The organism is Pseudomonas gingeri (assembly GCF_013385635.1).
Lineage (GTDB): Bacteria > Pseudomonadota > Gammaproteobacteria > Pseudomonadales > Pseudomonadaceae > Aquipseudomonas > Aquipseudomonas gingeri_A.
Genome location: NZ_JACAPR010000014.1, coordinates 111128 through 130314, shown reverse-complemented (window position 1 = coordinate 130314; position 19187 = coordinate 111128). Strand labels below are relative to the sequence as shown.

Annotated in this window: 12 protein-coding genes and 1 pseudogene; 8 read left to right on the top strand and 5 right to left on the bottom strand. The window is 62.6% G+C overall.

Translation table 11 applies throughout. The annotated features are described in order from the left end of the window. Positions 1 to 28 precede the first annotated feature (28 nt). On the bottom strand, positions 29 to 1513 hold the full coding sequence (gene putP / locus HX851_RS21640; protein ID WP_177062807.1) for a sodium/proline symporter PutP: 1485 nt from the start codon (positions 1511 to 1513) through the stop codon (positions 29 to 31). 457 nt (positions 1514 to 1970) lie between these two features. On the opposite strand from putP, the gene putA reads away from it, so the two are divergent. Further along, positions 1971 to 5924, top strand: a complete 3954-nt coding sequence (putA, locus tag HX851_RS21635) for a trifunctional transcriptional regulator/proline dehydrogenase/L-glutamate gamma-semialdehyde dehydrogenase (RefSeq protein WP_177064459.1) — start codon at positions 1971 to 1973, stop codon at positions 5922 to 5924. Positions 5925 to 5974: 50 nt separating this feature from the next. Here the strand turns inward: putA and HX851_RS21630 are convergent, their stop codons facing one another. Continuing rightward, positions 5975 to 7057, bottom strand: a complete 1083-nt coding sequence (locus HX851_RS21630) for an anthrax toxin-like adenylyl cyclase domain-containing protein (RefSeq protein WP_177064458.1) — start codon at positions 7055 to 7057, stop codon at positions 5975 to 5977. A 222-nt stretch (positions 7058 to 7279) separates the two neighbouring features. On the opposite strand from HX851_RS21630, the gene HX851_RS21625 reads away from it, so the two are divergent. The 5 genes from HX851_RS21625 (at position 7280) to HX851_RS21605 (ending at position 16534) form a co-directional block, all read left to right on the top strand. Then, complete coding sequence (locus HX851_RS21625; protein ID WP_177062810.1) at positions 7280 to 9082, top strand: acyl-CoA dehydrogenase; 1803 nt, start codon at positions 7280 to 7282, stop codon at positions 9080 to 9082. A gap of 102 nt (positions 9083 to 9184) precedes the next feature. Next, positions 9185 to 10927: a potassium/proton antiporter gene (locus tag HX851_RS21620; RefSeq protein ID WP_177062811.1), complete on the top strand. Its 1743-nt coding sequence runs from the start codon at positions 9185 to 9187 to the stop codon at positions 10925 to 10927. 36 nt (positions 10928 to 10963) lie between these two features. Next, positions 10964 to 14314 (top strand): mechanosensitive channel MscK, encoded by a 3351-nt coding sequence (gene mscK / locus HX851_RS21615; RefSeq protein ID WP_177062812.1) that lies wholly within the window; start codon positions 10964 to 10966, stop codon positions 14312 to 14314. A gap of 53 nt (positions 14315 to 14367) precedes the next feature. Beyond that, positions 14368 to 15831, top strand: coding sequence for a protein adenylyltransferase SelO (gene selO, locus HX851_RS21610; protein WP_177064457.1), 1464 nt, complete (start codon positions 14368 to 14370; stop codon positions 15829 to 15831). 430 nt (positions 15832 to 16261) lie between these two features. After that, the gene (locus tag HX851_RS21605) at positions 16262 to 16534 is read left to right on the top strand and encodes a DUF3077 domain-containing protein (RefSeq protein ID WP_177064456.1); all 273 of its coding nucleotides are present in this window, start codon (positions 16262 to 16264) and stop codon (positions 16532 to 16534) included. A 38-nt stretch (positions 16535 to 16572) separates the two neighbouring features. Here HX851_RS21605 and HX851_RS21600 read toward each other — a convergent pair whose 3' ends face one another. Then, positions 16573 to 16974 carry a helix-turn-helix domain-containing protein gene (locus HX851_RS21600; RefSeq protein ID WP_177064455.1) on the bottom strand — a complete coding sequence of 134 codons (402 nt, stop codon included), beginning with the start codon at positions 16972 to 16974 and terminating at the stop codon, positions 16573 to 16575. Continuing rightward, complete coding sequence (locus HX851_RS21595) at positions 16974 to 17267, bottom strand: type II toxin-antitoxin system HigB family toxin (protein ID WP_177064454.1); 294 nt, start codon at positions 17265 to 17267, stop codon at positions 16974 to 16976. Before HX851_RS21595 ends, HX851_RS21600 begins: the two co-directional genes overlap by 1 nt. A 226-nt stretch (positions 17268 to 17493) precedes the next feature. On the opposite strand from HX851_RS21595, the gene trxC reads away from it, so the two are divergent. Continuing rightward, on the top strand, positions 17494 to 17934 hold the full coding sequence (trxC, locus tag HX851_RS21590; RefSeq protein ID WP_177062816.1) for a thioredoxin TrxC: 441 nt from the start codon (positions 17494 to 17496) through the stop codon (positions 17932 to 17934). On the opposite strand, the gene HX851_RS21585 is transcribed toward trxC, so the two are convergent. After that, on the bottom strand, positions 17931 to 18704 hold the full coding sequence (locus HX851_RS21585; RefSeq protein WP_017126871.1) for a ParA family protein: 774 nt from the start codon (positions 18702 to 18704) through the stop codon (positions 17931 to 17933). The two genes, trxC and HX851_RS21585, sit on opposite strands and share 4 nt — an antisense overlap. 362 nt (positions 18705 to 19066) lie before the next feature. Here HX851_RS21585 and HX851_RS21580 point away from each other — a divergent pair. Then, positions 19067 to 19138, top strand: a pseudogene (locus HX851_RS21580) (beta-ketoacyl synthase chain length factor); the annotation flags it as partial. Positions 19139 to 19187 lie beyond the last annotated feature (49 nt).

Here is a 19187-nt window from a genome sequence, read left to right as displayed (position 1 = left end):
CTTGCCGATCAGCGAATACTCGCTTCGATCAATGTTCCAGGCGGAACTGTTTCTCTGCCGCGTCGAAACGCTGCAGCATCAGCGCCGAAGGCTTGCCCAGCTTGCTGACGATATAGATCGCGATGCTGGCGAACAGGAAGCCCGGGATAATTTCGTACAGGCCCAGCAGGTTGAAGTGCTTCCAGACGATCACCGTGATCGCGCCGACCAGGATCCCGGCCAGGGCGCCATTGCGGGTCATGTCCTTCCAGATCACCGAAATCAGTACCACCGGGCCAAAGGCTGCGCCGAAGCCGGCCCAGGCATAACTCACCAGGCCCAATACGCGGTTTTCCGGGTTAGCCGCCAGTGCGATGGCAATCACCGCCACCAGCAGCACCATCGCCCGGCCGACCCAGACCAGCTCAAGCTGGGAGGCGGACTTGCGCAGGAAGGTCTTGTAGAAGTCTTCGGTCAGAGCGCTGGAACACACCAGCAACTGGCAGCTCAGGGTACTCATCACCGCCGCCAGGATCGCCGACAACAGCACACCGGCAATCCACGGGTTGAAGAGGATTTTCGCCAGCTCGATAAACACCCGCTCGTGGTTTTCGCTGACCGGGCCGGCCACATCCGGATGCGCCGAGAAATAGGCGATACCGAAGAAGCCCACCGCCACCGTACCCCCCAGGCACAGGATCATCCAGGTCATCGAGATACGGCGAGCCTTGGCGATCGACTTGACCGAATCCGCCGCCATGAAGCGCGCCAGGATATGCGGCTGGCCGAAATAGCCCAACCCCCAACCCATCAGCGAAATGATACCGACAAAGGTCGTGCCCTTGAGCATGTCGAAGTTGGCCGGGTCCTTGGCTTCGATTGCCAGGAAGGTGGTATCGACACCACCGGTGGCCAGCAACACGATGATCGGCGTGAGAATCAGCGCGAAGATCATCAGCGTGGCCTGCACGGTATCGGTCCAGCTCACCGCCAGGAAACCACCGACAAAGGTGTAGGCAATGGTTGCCGCCGCGCCGGCCCACAGCGCAGTGCTGTAGGACATGCCGAAGGTACTTTCGAACAGCCGCGCACCGGCGACGATGCCCGAGGCGCAGTAGATGGTGAAGAACACCAGGATCACCACCGCGGCGATGATCCGCAGCAGGCCGCTGTGGTCCTCGAAACGGCTGGAGAAGTAGTCTGGCAGGGTCAGCGCGTCACCGTTGTGCTCGGTCTGTACCCGCAGGCGACCGGCGACGAACAGCCAGTTCAGGTAGGCGCCGACGATCAGGCCGATGGCGATCCAGCTTTCCGACAGGCCGGACAGGTAGATGGCACCCGGCAGGCCCATCAACAACCAGCCACTCATGTCGGAAGCGCCGGCCGAAAGCGCGGTCACCACGCTGCCGAGGCTACGGCCGCCGAGAATGTAGTCGGAAAGGTTGTTGGTCGAGCGATAGGCCATCAGACCGATCAGCACCATGGCAGCGATGTAGATCACAAATGTGATCAAGGTTGGGTTGCTTACACTCATTGAAAAGCCCTGGCATTGTTTTTATTTAGCGGCGGTCCGCGACCGACACAACGACTGCTGTCTGTCAGACGGCTGAGCGGACCGGGCATTTATGACTGATATTCCCCCAGGAAAACCATCAGTCGATGCCTCCCTTTGTAGGAGGTTGCACCTTGGTCGCGCATGCTATTAAACATAACAAACAAGGTGCAACCTGTTTTGTCCGTTTAAGTTGCACCTTGGGGTATTTCCACCTTTTCCGACTGTTTCTTGCTCCTTTTCGGAGCAAAAACCCAGGCGCTGATAATTAAAACGCTGCAAACCAGGGCAACGAACGGCAACCGGAAAAATTTTCCCGATCACGATCGATTTTTTCCGCTTAAAAAAGGGTTGCACCCGGTTGCACCTTTGCTATCCCTGAAGCTAATCTTGCTGCCAGCTGATGCCACGCCGTAGTGGCAACCATGAGGATAAGAAAATGGCTACGACCACCCTTGGGGTCAAACTCGACGACCCGACCCGCGAGCGTCTTAAAGCCGCGGCCCACTCGATTGATCGCACCCCCCACTGGCTGATCAAGCAGGCCATTTTCAACTACCTGGAAAAACTCGAGAGCGGTGCAACCCTGACCGAACTCAGCGGTTCGACCCGTGGCGACAGCGACGACGCCGGTGAGGTCCAGGCAGACCACGCCCATCAGTGCTTCCTCGAATTCGCCGAAAGCATCCTCCCGCAATCAGTCCTGCGCGCCGCCATTACCGCCGCCTACCGTCGCCCCGAGCCGGAAGTGGTGCCGATGCTGCTGGAGCAGGCGCGCCTGCCGGCCGCCATGGCCGACGCCACGCACAAACTGGCATCGAGCATCGCCGAGAAGCTGCGCAACCAGAAGAGCGCCGGCGGCCGTGCCGGTATCGTCCAGGGCCTGCTGCAGGAATTCTCCCTGTCGTCCCAGGAAGGCGTGGCGCTGATGTGCCTGGCCGAAGCCCTGCTGCGCATCCCGGACAAGGGCACCCGCGACGCGCTGATCCGCGACAAGATCAGTACCGGCAACTGGCAGCCACACCTGGGCAACAGCCCGTCGCTGTTCGTCAACGCCGCCACCTGGGGGCTGCTGCTGACCGGCAAGCTGGTCGCCACCCACAATGAAGCGGGCCTGACCTCGTCCCTCAGCCGCATCATCGGCAAGAGCGGCGAACCGATGATCCGCAAGGGCGTCGACATGGCCATGCGCCTGATGGGCGAACAGTTCGTCACCGGCGAAACCATCGCCGAGGCCCTGGCCAACGCCAGCCGCTTCGAAGCCAAGGGTTTCCGCTATTCCTACGACATGCTCGGCGAAGCGGCGCTGACCGAACACGACGCACAGAAATACCTGGCGTCCTACGAACAGGCCATCCACGCCATCGGCAAGGCCTCCCACGGCCGTGGCATCTATGAAGGTCCGGGCATCTCCATCAAGCTTTCGGCCCTGCACCCGCGCTACAGCCGCGCCCAGTACGAGCGGGTGATGGACGAGTTGTACCCGCGCCTGCTGTCGCTGACCCTGCTGGCCAAGCAATACGATATCGGCCTGAACATCGACGCCGAGGAAGCCGACCGCCTGGAACTGTCGCTGGACCTGCTCGAACGCCTGTGCTTCGAACCGCAACTGACCGGCTGGAACGGTATCGGCTTCGTTATCCAGGCCTACCAGAAGCGTTGCCCGTATGTGATCGACTACGTCATCGACCTGGCGCGCCGCAGCCGCCATCGCCTGATGATCCGCCTGGTGAAAGGTGCCTACTGGGACAGCGAGATCAAGCGCGCCCAGGTCGAAGGCCTGGAAGGCTACCCGGTGTATACCCGCAAGGTGTACACCGACGTTTCCTACATCGCCTGTGCACGCAAGCTGCTGTCGGTGCCGGAAGTCATCTACCCGCAGTTCGCCACCCACAACGCCCACACGCTGTCGGCGATCTACCATATCGCCGGGCAGAACTATTACCCGGGCCAGTACGAGTTCCAGTGCCTGCACGGCATGGGCGAACCGCTGTACGAACAGGTTGTAGGCAAGGTGTCCGAAGGCAAGCTGAACCGTCCGTGCCGCGTATATGCCCCGGTCGGTACCCATGAAACGCTGCTGGCCTACCTGGTGCGCCGACTGCTGGAGAACGGCGCCAATACCTCCTTCGTCAACCGTATCGCCGACCAGTCCATCTCCATCCAGGAACTGGTGGCCGACCCGGTCAGCAGCATCGAGCAGATGGCATTGCAGGAAGGCGGCTTCGGCCTGCCACATCCTCGCATTGCCTTGCCACGCGAGCTGTACGGCCCCGAGCGCGCCAACTCGGCGGGCATCGACATGGCCAACGAACATCGCCTGGCCTCGCTGTCCTGCGCGCTGCTCGCCAGCGCCCACAACCACTGGAAAGCCGCACCGATGCTGGGCTGCGAGTCCAGTAACGAAACCGCGGCAGCGGTACTCAACCCATCGGATCACCGTGACCAGGTCGGTCATGTCCAGGAAGCCACGGTCGAAGACGTCGACAATGCCGTCCAGTGCGCCCTGAACGCCGCGCCGATCTGGCAGGCCACGCCGCCGGCCGAACGCGCCGCGATCCTCGAGCGTGCCGCCGACCTGATGGAAGGCGAGATCCAGCCGCTGATGGGCCTGCTGGTCCGCGAGGCCGGCAAGACCTTCGCCAACGCCATCGCCGAAGTCCGCGAGGCCGTGGACTTCCTGCGCTACTACGCGGTGCAGGCGCGCAATGACTTCAGCAACGATGCCCATCGCCCGCTGGGGCCGGTGGTCTGCATCAGCCCGTGGAACTTCCCCCTGGCGATCTTCAGCGGCCAGGTGGCTGCCGCTCTGGCCGCCGGTAACCCGGTGCTGGCCAAGCCGGCCGAACAGACCCCGCTGATCGCTGCCCAGGCCGTGCGCCTGCTGCTCGAAGCCGGCATTCCGCAAGGTGTGGTGCAACTGCTGCCGGGCCGCGGTGAAACCGTCGGCGCCCGTCTGGTCGGCGACGATCGCGTCAAGGGCGTGATGTTCACCGGCTCCACCGAAGTCGCCCGCCTGCTCCAGCGCAATGTCGCCGGACGCCTGGACAATCAGGGCCGACCGATTCCGCTGATCGCCGAAACCGGTGGGCAGAACGCGATGATCGTCGATTCCTCGGCGCTGACCGAACAGGTGGTCATCGACGTCGTCTCCTCGGCCTTCGACAGTGCCGGCCAGCGTTGCTCGGCCCTGCGCGTGCTGTGCCTGCAGGAAGACTCCGCCGACCGCGTGATCGAAATGCTCAAGGGCGCCATGGCTGAGTGCCGCCTCGGCAACCCGGAGCGCTTGTCCGTGGATATCGGCCCGGTGATCGACGCCGAGGCCAAGGCCGGCATCGAGAAACATATCCAGGCCATGCGCGACAAGGGTCGTAGCGTCTACCAGGTGGCCATCGCCGACAGCGAGGAATGCAAGCGCGGCACCTTCATCATGCCGACCCTGATCGAACTGGAAAGCTTCGACGAACTGCAGCGGGAAATCTTCGGCCCGGTGCTGCACGTGGTGCGCTACAAGCGCAAGGAAATCGACCAACTGATCGCCCAGATCAATGCTTCGGGCTACGGCCTGACCCTGGGCGTGCACACCCGGATCGACGAAACCATCGCCAAGGTCATCGACAACGTCAATGCCGGCAACGTCTACGTCAACCGCAATATCGTCGGCGCCGTGGTCGGCGTGCAGCCGTTCGGCGGCGAAGGCCTGTCGGGCACCGGCCCGAAAGCCGGCGGTCCGCTGTACCTGTATCGCCTGCTGTCCACCCGACCGAGCGATGCCATCGAGCAATCATTCGTGCGGGTCGATGCCGTGAATGCACCGGATGTGCGCCTGCGCGATGCCATGAGCAAACCACTCACCGCGCTGCAGGCCTGGGCAAGCGCCAACCAGCTGCCGGAACTGGCAGAACGGTGCACCCGCTTCGCCACACAATCGCAAAGCGGCATTACCCGCCCTCTGGTCGGCCCGACCGGCGAGCGCAACACCTATGCCATCCTGCCCCGCGAGCATGTGCTGTGTCTGGCCGACGTCGAAGCGGACCTGCTGGTCCAACTCGCCGCCGTCCTGGCGGTGGGCAGCTCGGCGGTATGGCCGGAAGGCGAGCCGGGCAAGGCCCTGTATACCCGCCTGCCCAAAGAAGTACAGGCGCGCATCCAGCGGGTGGCCGACTGGCAGAAGGACGAGGTGATCTTCGATGCCGTGCTGCATCACGGTCATTCCGACCAGTTGCGCGCGGTCTGCCAGCAGGTAGCCAAGCGCGCGGGGGCGATTGTCGGCGTGCAAGGCCTGTCCCAGGGCGAAACCGGCATTGCCCTGGAACGCCTGGTGATCGAGCGGGCATTGAGCGTCAATACCGCCGCCGCAGGCGGTAACGCCAGCCTGATGACCATCGGCTGAACCACCTGAAAGACCAGGCGCCCGCAACGGGCGCCTGTTTCCACTCTCGCTCAGAACCCGAACCGGGGACTGTATTCAACCTGAAACCCCGCCCCCCTCAACTGCCCCTGCAGCGCCAGCAACTCCTCCCTGGATGACACCTGTCGAGGCCGAGGCGTCTCTCCACTCCCGCGATCCCTGGGAAAAAAGAAAATCGGCGCATCCCGCGCATCGAACCCGGGGGAAAAGGGATTGCCGGTCTCATCGTTGTGCCAGACCAGGTTGCCACCGGTGTAACCCGCCCCGGCAATTTCCCGGTTCAGCGCTTGCACGATAGCGATGCCGAAACGATGGATATTACCCATATCCATATGCTCCTGCGCCCCGTCGAAAGCGGGCTGCCCGGTGAGTAGCGGCCTGGCCCTCTGTCTCAGTTCCTCGCAGGCGTTCCCCACGAACATCGGTGCAACCCGCAGCGGCCGTACGTTGTCACCCTGGGCCCTGCGCGGATAAATCGAAAACAGGTCATAGTCCGCCGTGATCGCCCTGTCGCTGCCCGGATTGCTCAACACCTTCACCGGCCCGGCCTCGTCGAAGACCTGGCCTTTCGCGTCGATACTGAAATGAGCGGATGCACCTGACGGGTACTCGGCCCGATAGCCTGAGCCCCGCGCCGCCATGTGCCCGGTCGCCAGCAACTCTTCAACGCGTGCCGGGGACAACATCAGGCTCACCGCCTTCGCCCCGCCGGCCAATGCCCCCTCGATACTGCGCTGCTGCCTGGCGACTTGCCCTGACGCCACCTTCGAGTAGGCAGGATTCAACGGGATGAAACCGGCTGTCGGCCCGGTGCTGCTGGATTTGGCCTTGACGTGAAAATTCTTCGAGGAAAACCCTTCCCTGAGCAGGCTCGCACTCAGGGGGTTGGGCGCACGAATGCCGAGCACGACGCCGTAGCGGTCCGCCACGGCCTGAATCGCTTCGGCATACAACAATCCGGGGCCGGCAGCGGACGATACGAATTGCGCCGGGATTTTCTGAAACGCCTGGGGGCTGTTCGCGACTGCTTTCAGCGACTCGGACAAGACCGAAGGCAAGGCATCCCTCAAAGGCCCGACGCTGAGAGACGGGGTGGTTGACAGTTTTTCCAGCATGGAGCGCTCCATCAAAAAAACTCGAAGGACCACTTTGACGGCAACCGATTCGTTCAAATATCAGAAAAAACCCCTACACGGCGCTCGCGCGCGCCGACAAATACTACAAACCCAAGCGACGCCCCTGTCACTGCTTTGACCCTCCATCACCCAGATCAATCTTGCTAGGCACTGCCCATTCAGCCACCTAGACTCGGTCCATCCCATCAAAGGTAGACCGCCATGTCCGAGACGCTGCTCAGTTCCCGTAATCTGGCTTTCGAGCTGTATGAAGTCCTCGATGCCGAAGGCCTGACCCAGCGCGAGCGGTTTGCCGAACATTCACGGGAAACCTTCGACGCCGCCCTCGGCACCGCCCGCACCATCGCCGAAAAATTCTTCGCCCCGCACAACCGCAAGAACGATGAAAACGAACCGCGCTACGAAAACGGCGAGGCGATCCTGATCCCGGAAGTGAAGCCGGCGGTGGATGCCTTCCTCGAAGCCGGATTCCTCAACGCCGCGCGCAGCTTCGAGGCAGGCGGCATGCAATTGCCGACGCTGCTGTCGCAAGCCTGCTTCGCGCATTTCCAGTCGGCCAACGCCGCCTCGACTTCCTATCCGTTCCTGACCATGGGCGCGGCGAACCTGATCGAGAGTTTCGGCAGCGATGAGCAGAAGCGACGCTTCCTGCAGCCGATGATCGACGGCCGCTTCTTCGGCACCATGGCACTGACCGAACCCCATGCCGGCTCGTCGCTGGCCGATATCCGTACCCGTGCCGAACCGGCGCCCGACGGCAGCTATCGCCTCAGAGGCAACAAGATCTTCATTTCCGGCGGCGATCACCCGCTGTCGGAAAATATCGTGCATATGGTCCTGGCCAAGCTGCCGGACGCACCACCCGGAGTGAAGGGCATTTCGCTGTTTATCGTGCCCAAGTTCCTGGTCAACGACGATGGCAGCCTGGGCCCGCGCAACGATGTGCTGCTGGCAGGCCTGTTCCACAAGATGGGCTGGCGGGGCACCACCTCCACCGCACTGAACTTCGGCGATAACGGCAGCTGTGTCGGCTATCTGGTGGGCAAGCCGCACCAGGGCCTGAGCTACATGTTCCAGATGATGAACGAGGCACGTATCGGCGTCGGCATGGGCGCGGTGATGCTTGGTTATGCCGGTTACCTCTACTCTCTGGAGTACGCACGGGAGCGCCCGCAAGGCCGCCTGCCCGACAGCAAGGACCCGACCACCGCGCCGGTGGCGATCATCCAGCACGCCGACGTCAAGCGCATGCTGCTGACCCAGAAGGCCTACGTCGAAGGCTCGTTCGACCTCGGCCTGTACGCTGCCCGGCTGTTCGACGACACCACGACCCTGGAGTCGGAAGCCGAGCGGCGCCAGGCCCATGAACTGCTCGACCTGCTGACCCCGATCGTCAAATCCTGGCCATCGGAGTTCTGCCTGAAGGCCAACGAACTGGCGATCCAGATCCTCGGCGGCCACGGCTATACCCGCGAATATCCGGTGGAACAGTATTACCGCGACAACCGCCTCAACCCGATCCACGAAGGCACCCACGGCATCCAGTCGCTGGACCTGCTGGGCCGCAAGCTGGCGCAGAATGGCGGTGCCGGCCTGAAACAACTGATCCGGCTGATTGCCGACACCGCCAAACGAGCCGCGGCGCACACTTCACTGGACGCCCTGCGCGAACCGCTGGAACAACTGGTGGCGCGCCTGCAGGCGGTGACCATCGGCCTGCTGACCGACCTGGCCCAGGGCAAGGTCAGCAGCAGCCTAGCCAACTCGGCGCTGTACCTGAAAGCGTTCGGCCACACGGTGATCGGCTGGCGCTGGCTGGAACAGGCGGTACGGGCAGAAGAAGGCCTGGCCAGGGGCAACCCGGCGGATCGGGCGTTCTACAAGGGCAAGCTGCAAGCCGCGCGCTACTTCCTGACCTGGGAGGTGCCCGGCTGCCATCATGAGCTGGCGATTCTCGAAGCACGCGACGATACCTGCCTGTCGATGCAGGACGATTGGTTCTAAAGCTTTTTGACAGCAGTACATTTCAACAGGTTAGAATCGCTGGCACGCAGACTGCATGGTCAGTCTGCGCACCGCCTTTCTAGCTTTCCTGGAGTACTGCCTTTGAATGCGACGACCATCAACAGCCTGTTCTTGATCGGCGCGTTGCTGGTAGGCGCAAGTATCCTGGTGAGCTCCCTGTCCTCGCGCCTCGGCATCCCGATCCTGGTGATCATCCTGGCCGTGGGCATGACCGCCGGCGTCGACGGCGGCGGCATCATCTTCGACAACTATCCGACAGCCTATCTGGTGGGCAACCTCGCCCTCGCCGTGATCCTGCTCGACGGTGGCCTGCGCACGCGGGTCGCGAGTTTCCGCGTGGCCCTCTGGCCGGCGCTGTCGCTGGCCACGGTGGGCGTGCTGATCACCACCGGCCTGACCGGCATGGCCGCCGCCTGGCTGTTCGACCTGAACATCATCCAGGGCCTGTTGATCGGCGCCATCGTCGGCTCGACCGACGCCGCCGCGGTATTCTCCCTGCTGGGCGGCAAGGGCCTCAACGAACGGGTGACCGCCAGCCTGGAAATCGAATCCGGCAGCAACGACCCTATGGCGGTGTTCCTCACCGTGACCCTGATCGACATGCTCGCCAGCGGCCAGACCGGCCTGCACTGGAGCCTGCTCGGCCACCTTGTTCGCGAATTCGGCATCGGCGGCATCATCGGCCTCGGCGGCGGCTGGCTGATGCTGCAACTGGTCAACCGGATCAACCTGGCCAACGGCCTGTACCCGATCCTGGTGATCGCCGGCGGCCTGGTGGTCTTCGCCTTGACCAACGCCCTGCACGGCAGCGGTTTCCTCGCGGTGTACCTGTGCGGCCTGGTGATCGGCAACCGCCCGGTGCGCAGCCGCCACGGCATCCTGCACATGCTCGACGGCATGGCCTGGCTGGCGCAGATCGGTATGTTCCTGGTGCTGGGCCTGCTGGTCACGCCCCACGACCTGCTGCCCATCGCCCTGCCGGCCCTGGGCCTGGCGTTGTGGATGATCCTGTTTGCCCGGCCGTTGTCGGTGGTGGTCGGCCTGCTGCCGTTCAAGGCCTTCCATGGTCGGGAAAAAGCCTTTATTTCCTGGGTCGGCCTGCGCGGCGCGGTACCGATCATCCTCGCGGTGTTCCCGTTGATGGCCGGCCTGCCCCATGCGCAGCTGTACTTCAACCTGGCGTTCTTTATCGTCCTGGTATCGCTGCTGGTGCAGGGCACCAGCCTGCCATGGGTCGCCAAGCTGCTCAAGGTCACGGTACCGCCGGAGCCGGCGCCGATCTCGCGGGCCGCCCTGGAAGTGCATGTCACCAGCGAGTGGGAGCTGTTCGTCTACCGTCTGGGCGCGGAGAAGTGGTGCATCGGTGCCGCCCTGCGCGAGCTGAAAATGCCCGAGGGCACGCGGATCGCCGCGCTGTTCCGCGGCCAGCAACTGCTCCATCCGTCGGGTAGTACCACCCTGGAAGTCGACGACCTGCTGTGTGTCATCGGCCACGAACACAACCTGCCGGCCCTCGGCAAACTGTTCAGCCAGGCCCCGCAACGCGGCCTCGACCTGCGCTTCTTCGGCGACTTTGTCCTCGAAGGCGACGCCCAGCTGGGCGCGGTCGCGGCCCTCTATGGCCTGAAACTCGAAGGCGACGACCCGAACACGCCGCTGGGCAACTTTATCGCCCACAAGGTTGGCGGCGCACCGATCGTCGGCGACCAGGTGGAGTGGAACAACACCATCTGGACGGTTGCAGTCATGGACGGGAACAAGATCGGCAAAGTGGGCGTCAGATTCCCCGAAGGAAGTCGCCCGGGGCCGGGACTCTTCCTCTAAACTGCCCACTCTCTTCACCTTGCTCGACCGGTACCTATGTCCTTCTTGCGCTCTCTTTTCGTTACCGCCCTGCTGGGCCTGAGTCTTTCCGTCGGCGCGCTGCAGGCCGCCGAGCCGCCCACCAGCGAGTCGGTCCAGCAGAGCCTGGACAAGATTGCCGACCGCAAGCTGCCTGACGCCGATCAGAAAGCCCTGCAACTGGTGCTGCAACAGACCCTGACCTGGCTGTCGAGCGCCGACGACTACGACAAGCGCCTGACCGCGACCAAGCAGCAAGTGACCGAGGCCCCGCGCCAGACCGCCGAAAACCAGCGTGAGCTGGCGCGCCTGAAAGTCACCAAGGTGGTCCCGGTAGCCCAGCGCTATGCCAGCCAATCGGTGCCGCAACTCGAACAACTGCTGGCCGAGCGCACCACCCAGCAGGGCGATCTGCAAAAGGCCCTGGCCGATGCCAACAGCCTGATCATCACCGCCCAGACCCGTCCCGAGCGCGCGCAGTCGGAAATCAGCAGCAGCCAGACCCGCATCCAGCAGATCAACACCACCCTGAAGCTGGGCAAGGACAACGGCAAGACCCTGAGCAACGATCAGCGCAACCAGTTGAACGCCGAACTGGCCTCGATCAACGCCCTGATCCTCCTGCGCCGTCAGGAGCTGGCGGGCAACAGCCAGTTGCAGGACCTGGGCAACAGCCAGCACGACCTGCTGATGGAGAAGACCGCACGCCTGGAGCAGGAAATCCAGGATATGCAGACGCTGATCAACCAGAAGCGCCTGGCCCAGTCCCAGCAGACCGTCACCCAGCAATCCATCGAAGCCCAGAAGGCCGGCGACAGCAGCCTGCTGGCGACCGAGAGCGCGACCAACCTCAAGCTTTCCGACTACTTGCTGAAAAGCACCGATCGCCTCAACGAACTGACCCAGCAGAACCTGCAGACCAAGCAGCAGCTCGACAGCGTGACCCAGAGCGACCAGGCCCTGGACGAACAGATCAGCGTGCTCAAGGGCAGCCTGCTGCTGTCGAAGATTCTCTACAAGCAGAAACAGGCCCTGCCGCGCCTGCAGGTGGACAAGGACCTGGCGGACGAGATCGCCGATATCCGCTTGTACCAGTTCGAGGTCAACCAGCAGCGCGAGCTGATCAGCAGCCCGTCCACCTATGTGGATAACCTGCTGGCGACCCAGCCGCCGGAACAGGTCAACCCGCAACTGCGCCGCACCCTGCTCGACCTCGCCGTCACCCGCAGCGACCTGCTGGAACGCCTGAACCGTGAGCTGAGCGCGCTGCTCAATGAATCCATCACCCTGCAACTGAACCAGAAACAGCTGCTCAGCACCGCTCAGAGCCTGCGCTCGACCCTGGACGAGCAGATGTTCTGGATCCCCAGCAACAAGCCGCTGGACCTGGAATGGCTGGAAGGCGTGCCCAATCGCCTGCAAAAACAGGTCACCACCCTGCCCTGGCTCTCCAGCATCAGCGAACTGACCGACGGCCTGCTGCAACGACCGCTGCTGTTCCTGCCCCTGCTGTTGCTGATCGGCGCACTGTTGTGGAAACGCAATTACCTGTACGGGCGACTGACCAAGGTCCACAAGGACATCGGCCACTTCAAGCGTGACAGCCAGTGGCATACGCCGCTGGCGATCCTGGTCAACGTGTCGCTGGCGATGCCGATCGCCCTCGCCCTGGCGCTCTGCGGTTATGCCCTGCAGATCGACGCCCGCGGCCAGAACGCCAACCTCGGCGCCGCGCTGTTGCAGATGTCCCAGGCCTGGCTGGTGTTCTACACCGCCTACCGGATCCTCGCGCCGGGCGGCGTGGCCGAGCTGCATTTCCATTGGGAAAAACCCCAGGTCGAGTTTCTCCAGGGTTGGGTCCGGCGCCTCGGCTTCGTGGTCATGGCGCTGGTGGCCGTGGTGGCGGTGGCCGAACACCAACCCGCCTCGCTGGCCGACGACGTGCTCGGCATCGCCGTGGTCCTGACCTGTTATGCGCTGATGGCCTGGCTGCTCAGCCGCCTGCTGTTGGGCAGCCCGAACCACCACAATGCCTCGCTGTTCCGCAAACTGGTGGGCGTGGTGTTCACCGCGCTGCCTATCGCGTTGTTCGTCGCGGTCTGCTTCGGCTACTACTACACCGCCCTGAAGCTCAGCGACCGGCTGATCAACACGCTCTACCTGCTGATGTTCTGGCTGGTCATCGAAGCCACCTTCGTCCGCGGCCTGGCGGTGGCGGCACGGCGCCTGGCCTACCAGCGCGCCCTGAGCAAACGCCAGGCGGCCAAGGAAGCCGGGGATGGCGAACCGGTGGTCGAAGAACCGACCCTGGATATCGAGCAGGTCAACCAGCAGTCCCTGCGCCTGATCCGCCTGGCCCTGCTTGGCGGCTTCGTCGCCGCGCTGTACTGGGTCTGGTCGGACCTGATCACGGTGTTCTCGTACCTGGACAACATCACCCTCTACGAATATACCAGCGGCACCGGCGCCGCCATGAGCATGGTGCCGATCACCATCGGTAACGTGATCGGCGCCCTGGCGATCGTCGGCATCACCTTCGCCCTCGCGCGCAACCTGCCCGGCCTGCTGGAAGTCCTGGTGCTGTCCAAGCTCGAACTGGCCCAGGGCAGCGCCTACGCCACCACCACCCTGCTGTCCTATGTCATCGCCGGCATCGGTTTCGTCTCCACCCTGTCGACCCTGGGCGTGAGCTGGGACAAGTTGCAGTGGCTGGTGGCCGCCCTGTCAGTCGGCCTGGGTTTCGGCATGCAGGAAATCTTCGCCAACTTCATCTCCGGCATCATGATCCTGTTCGAGCGTCCGGTGCGGATCGGCGACACCATCACCATCGGCACCCTGTCGGGCACGGTCAGCAAGATCCGCATCCGCGCGACCACCATCACCGACTTCGACCGCAAGGACATCATTGTCCCGAACAAGACCTTCATCACCGGGCAACTGATCAACTGGTCGCTGACCGACACCGTCACCCGCGTGACCCTCAAGCTCGGCGTGGACTACGGCTCCGACCTGGACCGGGTCAAGGAACTGCTGCTCAAGGCCGCCCGTGACAACCCGCGGGTACTCAAGGAGCCCGAGCCCCATGTGTATTTCCTCAACTTCGGCGAAAGCACCCTGGACCACGAACTGCGTATGCACGTGCGCGACCTGGGTGACCGCAACCCGGTGATCGACGAGGTCAACCGCTTTATCAACCGCGAGTTCAAGAAAGAACACATCAACATCTCGTTCCGGCAGATGGAGGTCTATCTCAAGAACCTGCATGGCCAGGAATACAAGCTGGTGCCGGTCGAGGGTGAAGCGGATAGCCTGGTACCCAAGCCCCCTGCCTCGCCGGATCAGCAGTCGCCGCTGAGCAAGCTCGACTAGCGCCGAACACCTAATCCCAGCAGAATGCTCGGACATTCTGCTGGAGATGGCCGTTGAAAGCCCTCGACGAACTGACCTTCGATAACCGCTTCGCCCGCCTGGGTGACGGCTTTTCCACCCATGTGCTGCCAGAGCCCATCGACAACCCGCGCCTTGTCGTCGCCAGCCCCGCGGCCATGGCGCTGCTCGACCTCGACCCGGCGACCGCCGAAGACCCGGTGTTTGCCCAGCTGTTTGGCGGCCACAAGCTCTGGGCCGAAGCCGAACCCCGGGCGATGGTCTATTCGGGGCATCAGTTCGGCTCCTACAATCCGCGCCTGGGCGACGGCCGCGGCCTGTTGCTGGGCGAGGTCTACAACCAGGCGGGCGAACACTGGGACCTGCACCTCAAGGGCGCCGGCCAGACCCCCTACTCGCGCATGGGCGATGGCCGCGCCGTGCTGCGCTCGTCGATCCGCGAATTTCTCGCCTCCGAAGCCCTGTACGCCCTGGGTATTCCCAGCAGCCGGGCGCTGTGCGTGATCGGCTCCGACACCCCGGTCTGGCGGGAAAAGCAGGAGCGCGCGGCGATGGTCCTGCGCCTGGCGCCGAGCCATATCCGCTTCGGTCACTTCGAATACTTCTACTACACCCAGCAAGCCGAGCAGCAGAAGCAACTCGGCGAACAGGTGCTGGCGCAGCACTTTCCCGAATGCCTGGAACAGCCGGAGCCGTACCTGGCGATGTTCAAGGAAATCGTCGAACGCAACGCCGGGTTGATCGCCAAATGGCAAGCCTACGGTTTCTGCCATGGGGTGATGAACACCGACAACATGTCGATTCTCGGCATCACCTTCGATTTCGGGCCCTTCGCCTTCCTCGACGATTTCGATGCCAATTTCATCTGCAACCACTCCGATGACCAGGGGCGCTATTCCTTCAGCAACCAGGTGCCGATCGGCCAGTGGAACCTCAGCGCCCTGGCCCAGGCGCTGACGCCCTTTATCACCGTCGAAGCCCTGCGCGAAACCCTGGGGTTGTTCCTGCCGCTGTACCAGGCCCACTACCTGGACCTGATGCGCCACCGCCTCGGCCTGACCACGGCGGAAGATGACGACCAGAAGCTGGTGGAAAACCTGTTGCAACTGATGCAGGTCGGCGGCGTCGACTACACCCTGTTTTTCCGCCGCCTGGGCAATGAGTCGGCGACCCTGGCCACGGCCCGCCTGCGCGACGACTTTATCGACCTCAAGGGCTTCGATGCCTGGGCAGCGCGCTACCAGGCCCGCGTCGCCCGCGAACCGGACCAGGACGAAACCCGGCGCCGGGCGCGCATGCACGCGGTCAACCCGCTCTACATCCTGCGCAACTACCTGGCGCAGCAGGCCATCGATGCGGCGGAAGGCGGCGACTACTCGCAAGTGCGACGGCTACACGCGGTGCTGAGCAAGCCGTTCGAGGAACAACCGGGCATGCAAGCCTATGCCGAACGGCCACCGGAGTGGGGCAAGCATCTGGAGATCAGTTGTTCGTCGTGATGACTCAGGCCCGAACACGACGCTGACCGATCGTTCCCACGCTCCGGCGTGGGAATACCTCACTGGACGCTCTGCGTCCGCCTTTGTGACGCGGAGCGTCACAGGCTGCATTACCACGCGAAGCGTGGGAACGATCAACTTCGTAACAACCCGTGCGGTTGACCCGTCGCTTTCCAGTCCCTATCCTCGCGGCTTCACGACTCATTCGTGATCGGATTTGACGGTCCGGATTTACGCAAAGCTCAGTGTCTTTCACCGCGCTCGTACACCCACGTGTTCGAATCGCCGTGCTTATGGCAACTGTGCGTGGGGCACTTTCGAGTGCGCCGGGTTCTTTGCGTAACCGGTCCGTCAACCCACGTACAGCTGCCACCCAAACTCGTTTGACGGCGAACTCAGTGGCTACCCACCCTTACGCGAAGGTACAACCATGAAGGATTGCACGAGCACTAGAACCCGCCACACACCATTCGGCAGCAGCCTGACCGGCGACTATATGTTCAGCGTCAACCCCGACATTTCAGTCCAGCACGCCCTTGAACAAGCCTCGCTGCTGCTCAACGGCGCGGCCATGGTCGCGGAAGAAAGCCAGGATGCAAAACCGCATGTCTGCCACACCCTCAACTGGGTGATGCTGCAACTGGTCGAGATGAGCAAAGGACTGGTCGACGCTTCGCTGGAAAGCGTCGTGAACGCGGAGTAACCGCCGACCGGGTCCGAACGCCATGCGTTCGGCCCCATTCAGATAAAGGTCTGCTCGCGCACCCCGAAGCGTTCGGCCAGCCAGCGGATCTGGCGCAGATTGAGCTCACGCTTGCCGCTGAGGATTTCCGAAACCACCGATTGCGGCCCCACGCCCGGCAGGTCGCTCTGGGTCAGGCCATGCTCGCACATCATTTCCCGCAGCACATCGGCGCCACTGGCCACCGGCATCGGCCGGTGCTCCTGGTCATAGGCTTCGATGTGATCGCTGAGGATATCCACCAGGCTCATCAGCGGGCTCGACTCGTCCTCGCCGATCAGCTCAAGCAATTCATCGAGCATGGCGACCAATGCCTCGTAGTCGGCTTCGTTTTTCGGCTTGCGCAGCAGCGGCTCGACAAAGTGCCAATGCTCGAAAGCCTGTTGGGTCATGACGCTCATCACCGTTCCTCCCTCCATTTACCCTTGTCATATTCGCGATGATCAAGCACCTGCTTGATATAGAGCCGGCGCACCGTGTAATGCACCACCGCGATCAGGCGCAACTTGTTCCCGCCGATATCGAACACATGGAAATCACCGACCTTGTCCGTGGCCGGAAACATCGCCTTCATCGCCGCAAAATGGGCGGGATGACAGTTTTTGATTCGGCGATACCACGCATCCAGCGCAGAGGCCGAATCGGGCCAGCGGCCCTTGGCTTCCCAAATACGTTTCTCAGTGATGACACGCATGCAATCTCCCTATCGCATATTGCTATGGAGGTTAAGCTCGCCGTCAAAATATCGCAATTTGATATACATAAAATCCGACTGACGGTACGCTCTTCCAGACTAGATTCCCGGACAGAACACCGGTCGGCGAAAATGTGAGGGTATGCGACAAGCCCCTGAAGCCTTGATAAAACCCGCCCACGACTCCAGATAGAGAACCATTGGCCACTTATCCGGAGCCCCTCTGATGTCCGAACCCCTGTTGATCCCCTGCCCCCACTGCAACGGCCTCAACCGCATCCCTGCCGACCGCCTGGGCGACCAGCCAAAATGCGGGCGCTGCAAGGCCGGGGTCCTGCTGGACAAACCTTTCGAGCTGAAACAGGGCGACTACGCCAGCCAGATCAAGGGCGACCTGCCGTTACTGGTGGATGTCTGGGCGGATTGGTGCGGGCCGTGCAAGTCCTTTGCACCGATATTCGAACAGGCGGCAGGCCAGCTGGCGGGCAAATGCCGACTGGCCAAGCTCGACAGTGAAGCCAACCAGCAACTCAGCGCGCAGTTGGGGATTCGCTCGATCCCCAGCCTGATCCTGTTCAGGAACGGCCGGGAAGTTGCGCGCCAGAGCGGGGCATTCCCCTTGCCGCAACTGCTGGCGTGGCTGCGCAGCCAGGGGATCGCCGCTTAAGCGTTGTCTTCCAGCAGGTTGTGCAGGTCGACGAACTGCTGGGTCAGCTTGTGGCGCGGGTCGAAGTGAATCAGCGGCTTGCTGGCTTCATGGGATTCGCGCATCTTCACCGAGCTGTTGAGGTACACCGACAGCACCGGCAGGCCTTCGGCGATCAGCTCATCGAGCATCTGCTGCGGCAGGCTGGCCCGGGGCTGGAATTGATTGACCACGATGCCTTCCACTTGCAGGCCTTCGTTGTGGTCCTCCTTCAACTCTTCGATTTCCGCCAGCAGGCCATACAGCGCCTGCCGGGAGAAGCTGTCACAGTCGAAGGGAATCAGCACACGATCAGCGGCAATCAGCGCTGAAACCGCATAGAAGTTCAGCGCCGGCGGCGTATCCAGGTAAATCCGGTCGTAATCCTCCGCCAGTTCGTCCAGCAGTTTGCGCAGCTTGTTGATCTTGTGTTTCGCCTCGAGCTTGGGCTGCAGGTCGGCCAGTTCGGCAGTGGCCGTGATCACATGCAGGTTGTCGAAGGGGGTTTCGTAGATATCCACCTGGCCCTTCTTCGAGAACGGCCCGGACGAGAGGGTTTGCTTGAAGAAGTCGGCAATGCCCATGGGAATGTCCTCACCGGTGAGACCGGTCAGGTATTGCGTGGAGTTGGCCTGGGCATCGAGGTCCACCAACAGGGTCCGATAGCCCTCGCTGGCGCTGACCGCCGCCAGGTTGCAGGCAATGCTCGATTTGCCGACCCCACCCTTCTGATTGAACACCACACGCCGCATGACAAGACCTCCGTGTATCAATGAATGATCGAGTGTAGAGGGCTTGGCCGCTGCTTCGCCACCTCGGAGAGACAAGTACTACTTCATCATCAGCAATAGCGGTGCAAACCCTCGACTATTCCAGTCAAACCAGGGAAACAGCCGACAGACGCATCCCTGAAAACATCGATAATGGCCATATGACACATGACGCTCTCGCCATTTGTAAATTTTATCGTGCAAAATGTAGCCAATTGTTTGCTACAAGTCCGCCGCACCGGGATAATGCGCGCCACTCGGCCACAGCGCCACGCCAAGGTTGGTATCGGTCAAGGAACCAACCGTAGCGTTCAAGGAAGCCCGCAGGGGCGGGAAGACACTCAGTGATCAACTTCAATATCGCCCAATGGCGCGCCTGGGCCCCGGGCCTGGAGAGCATGGAGGACTGGCAGGCCTGATTTGGGAGGCTCACCAGGTAGATTTAGCTAAGTACGGCTGCATGAG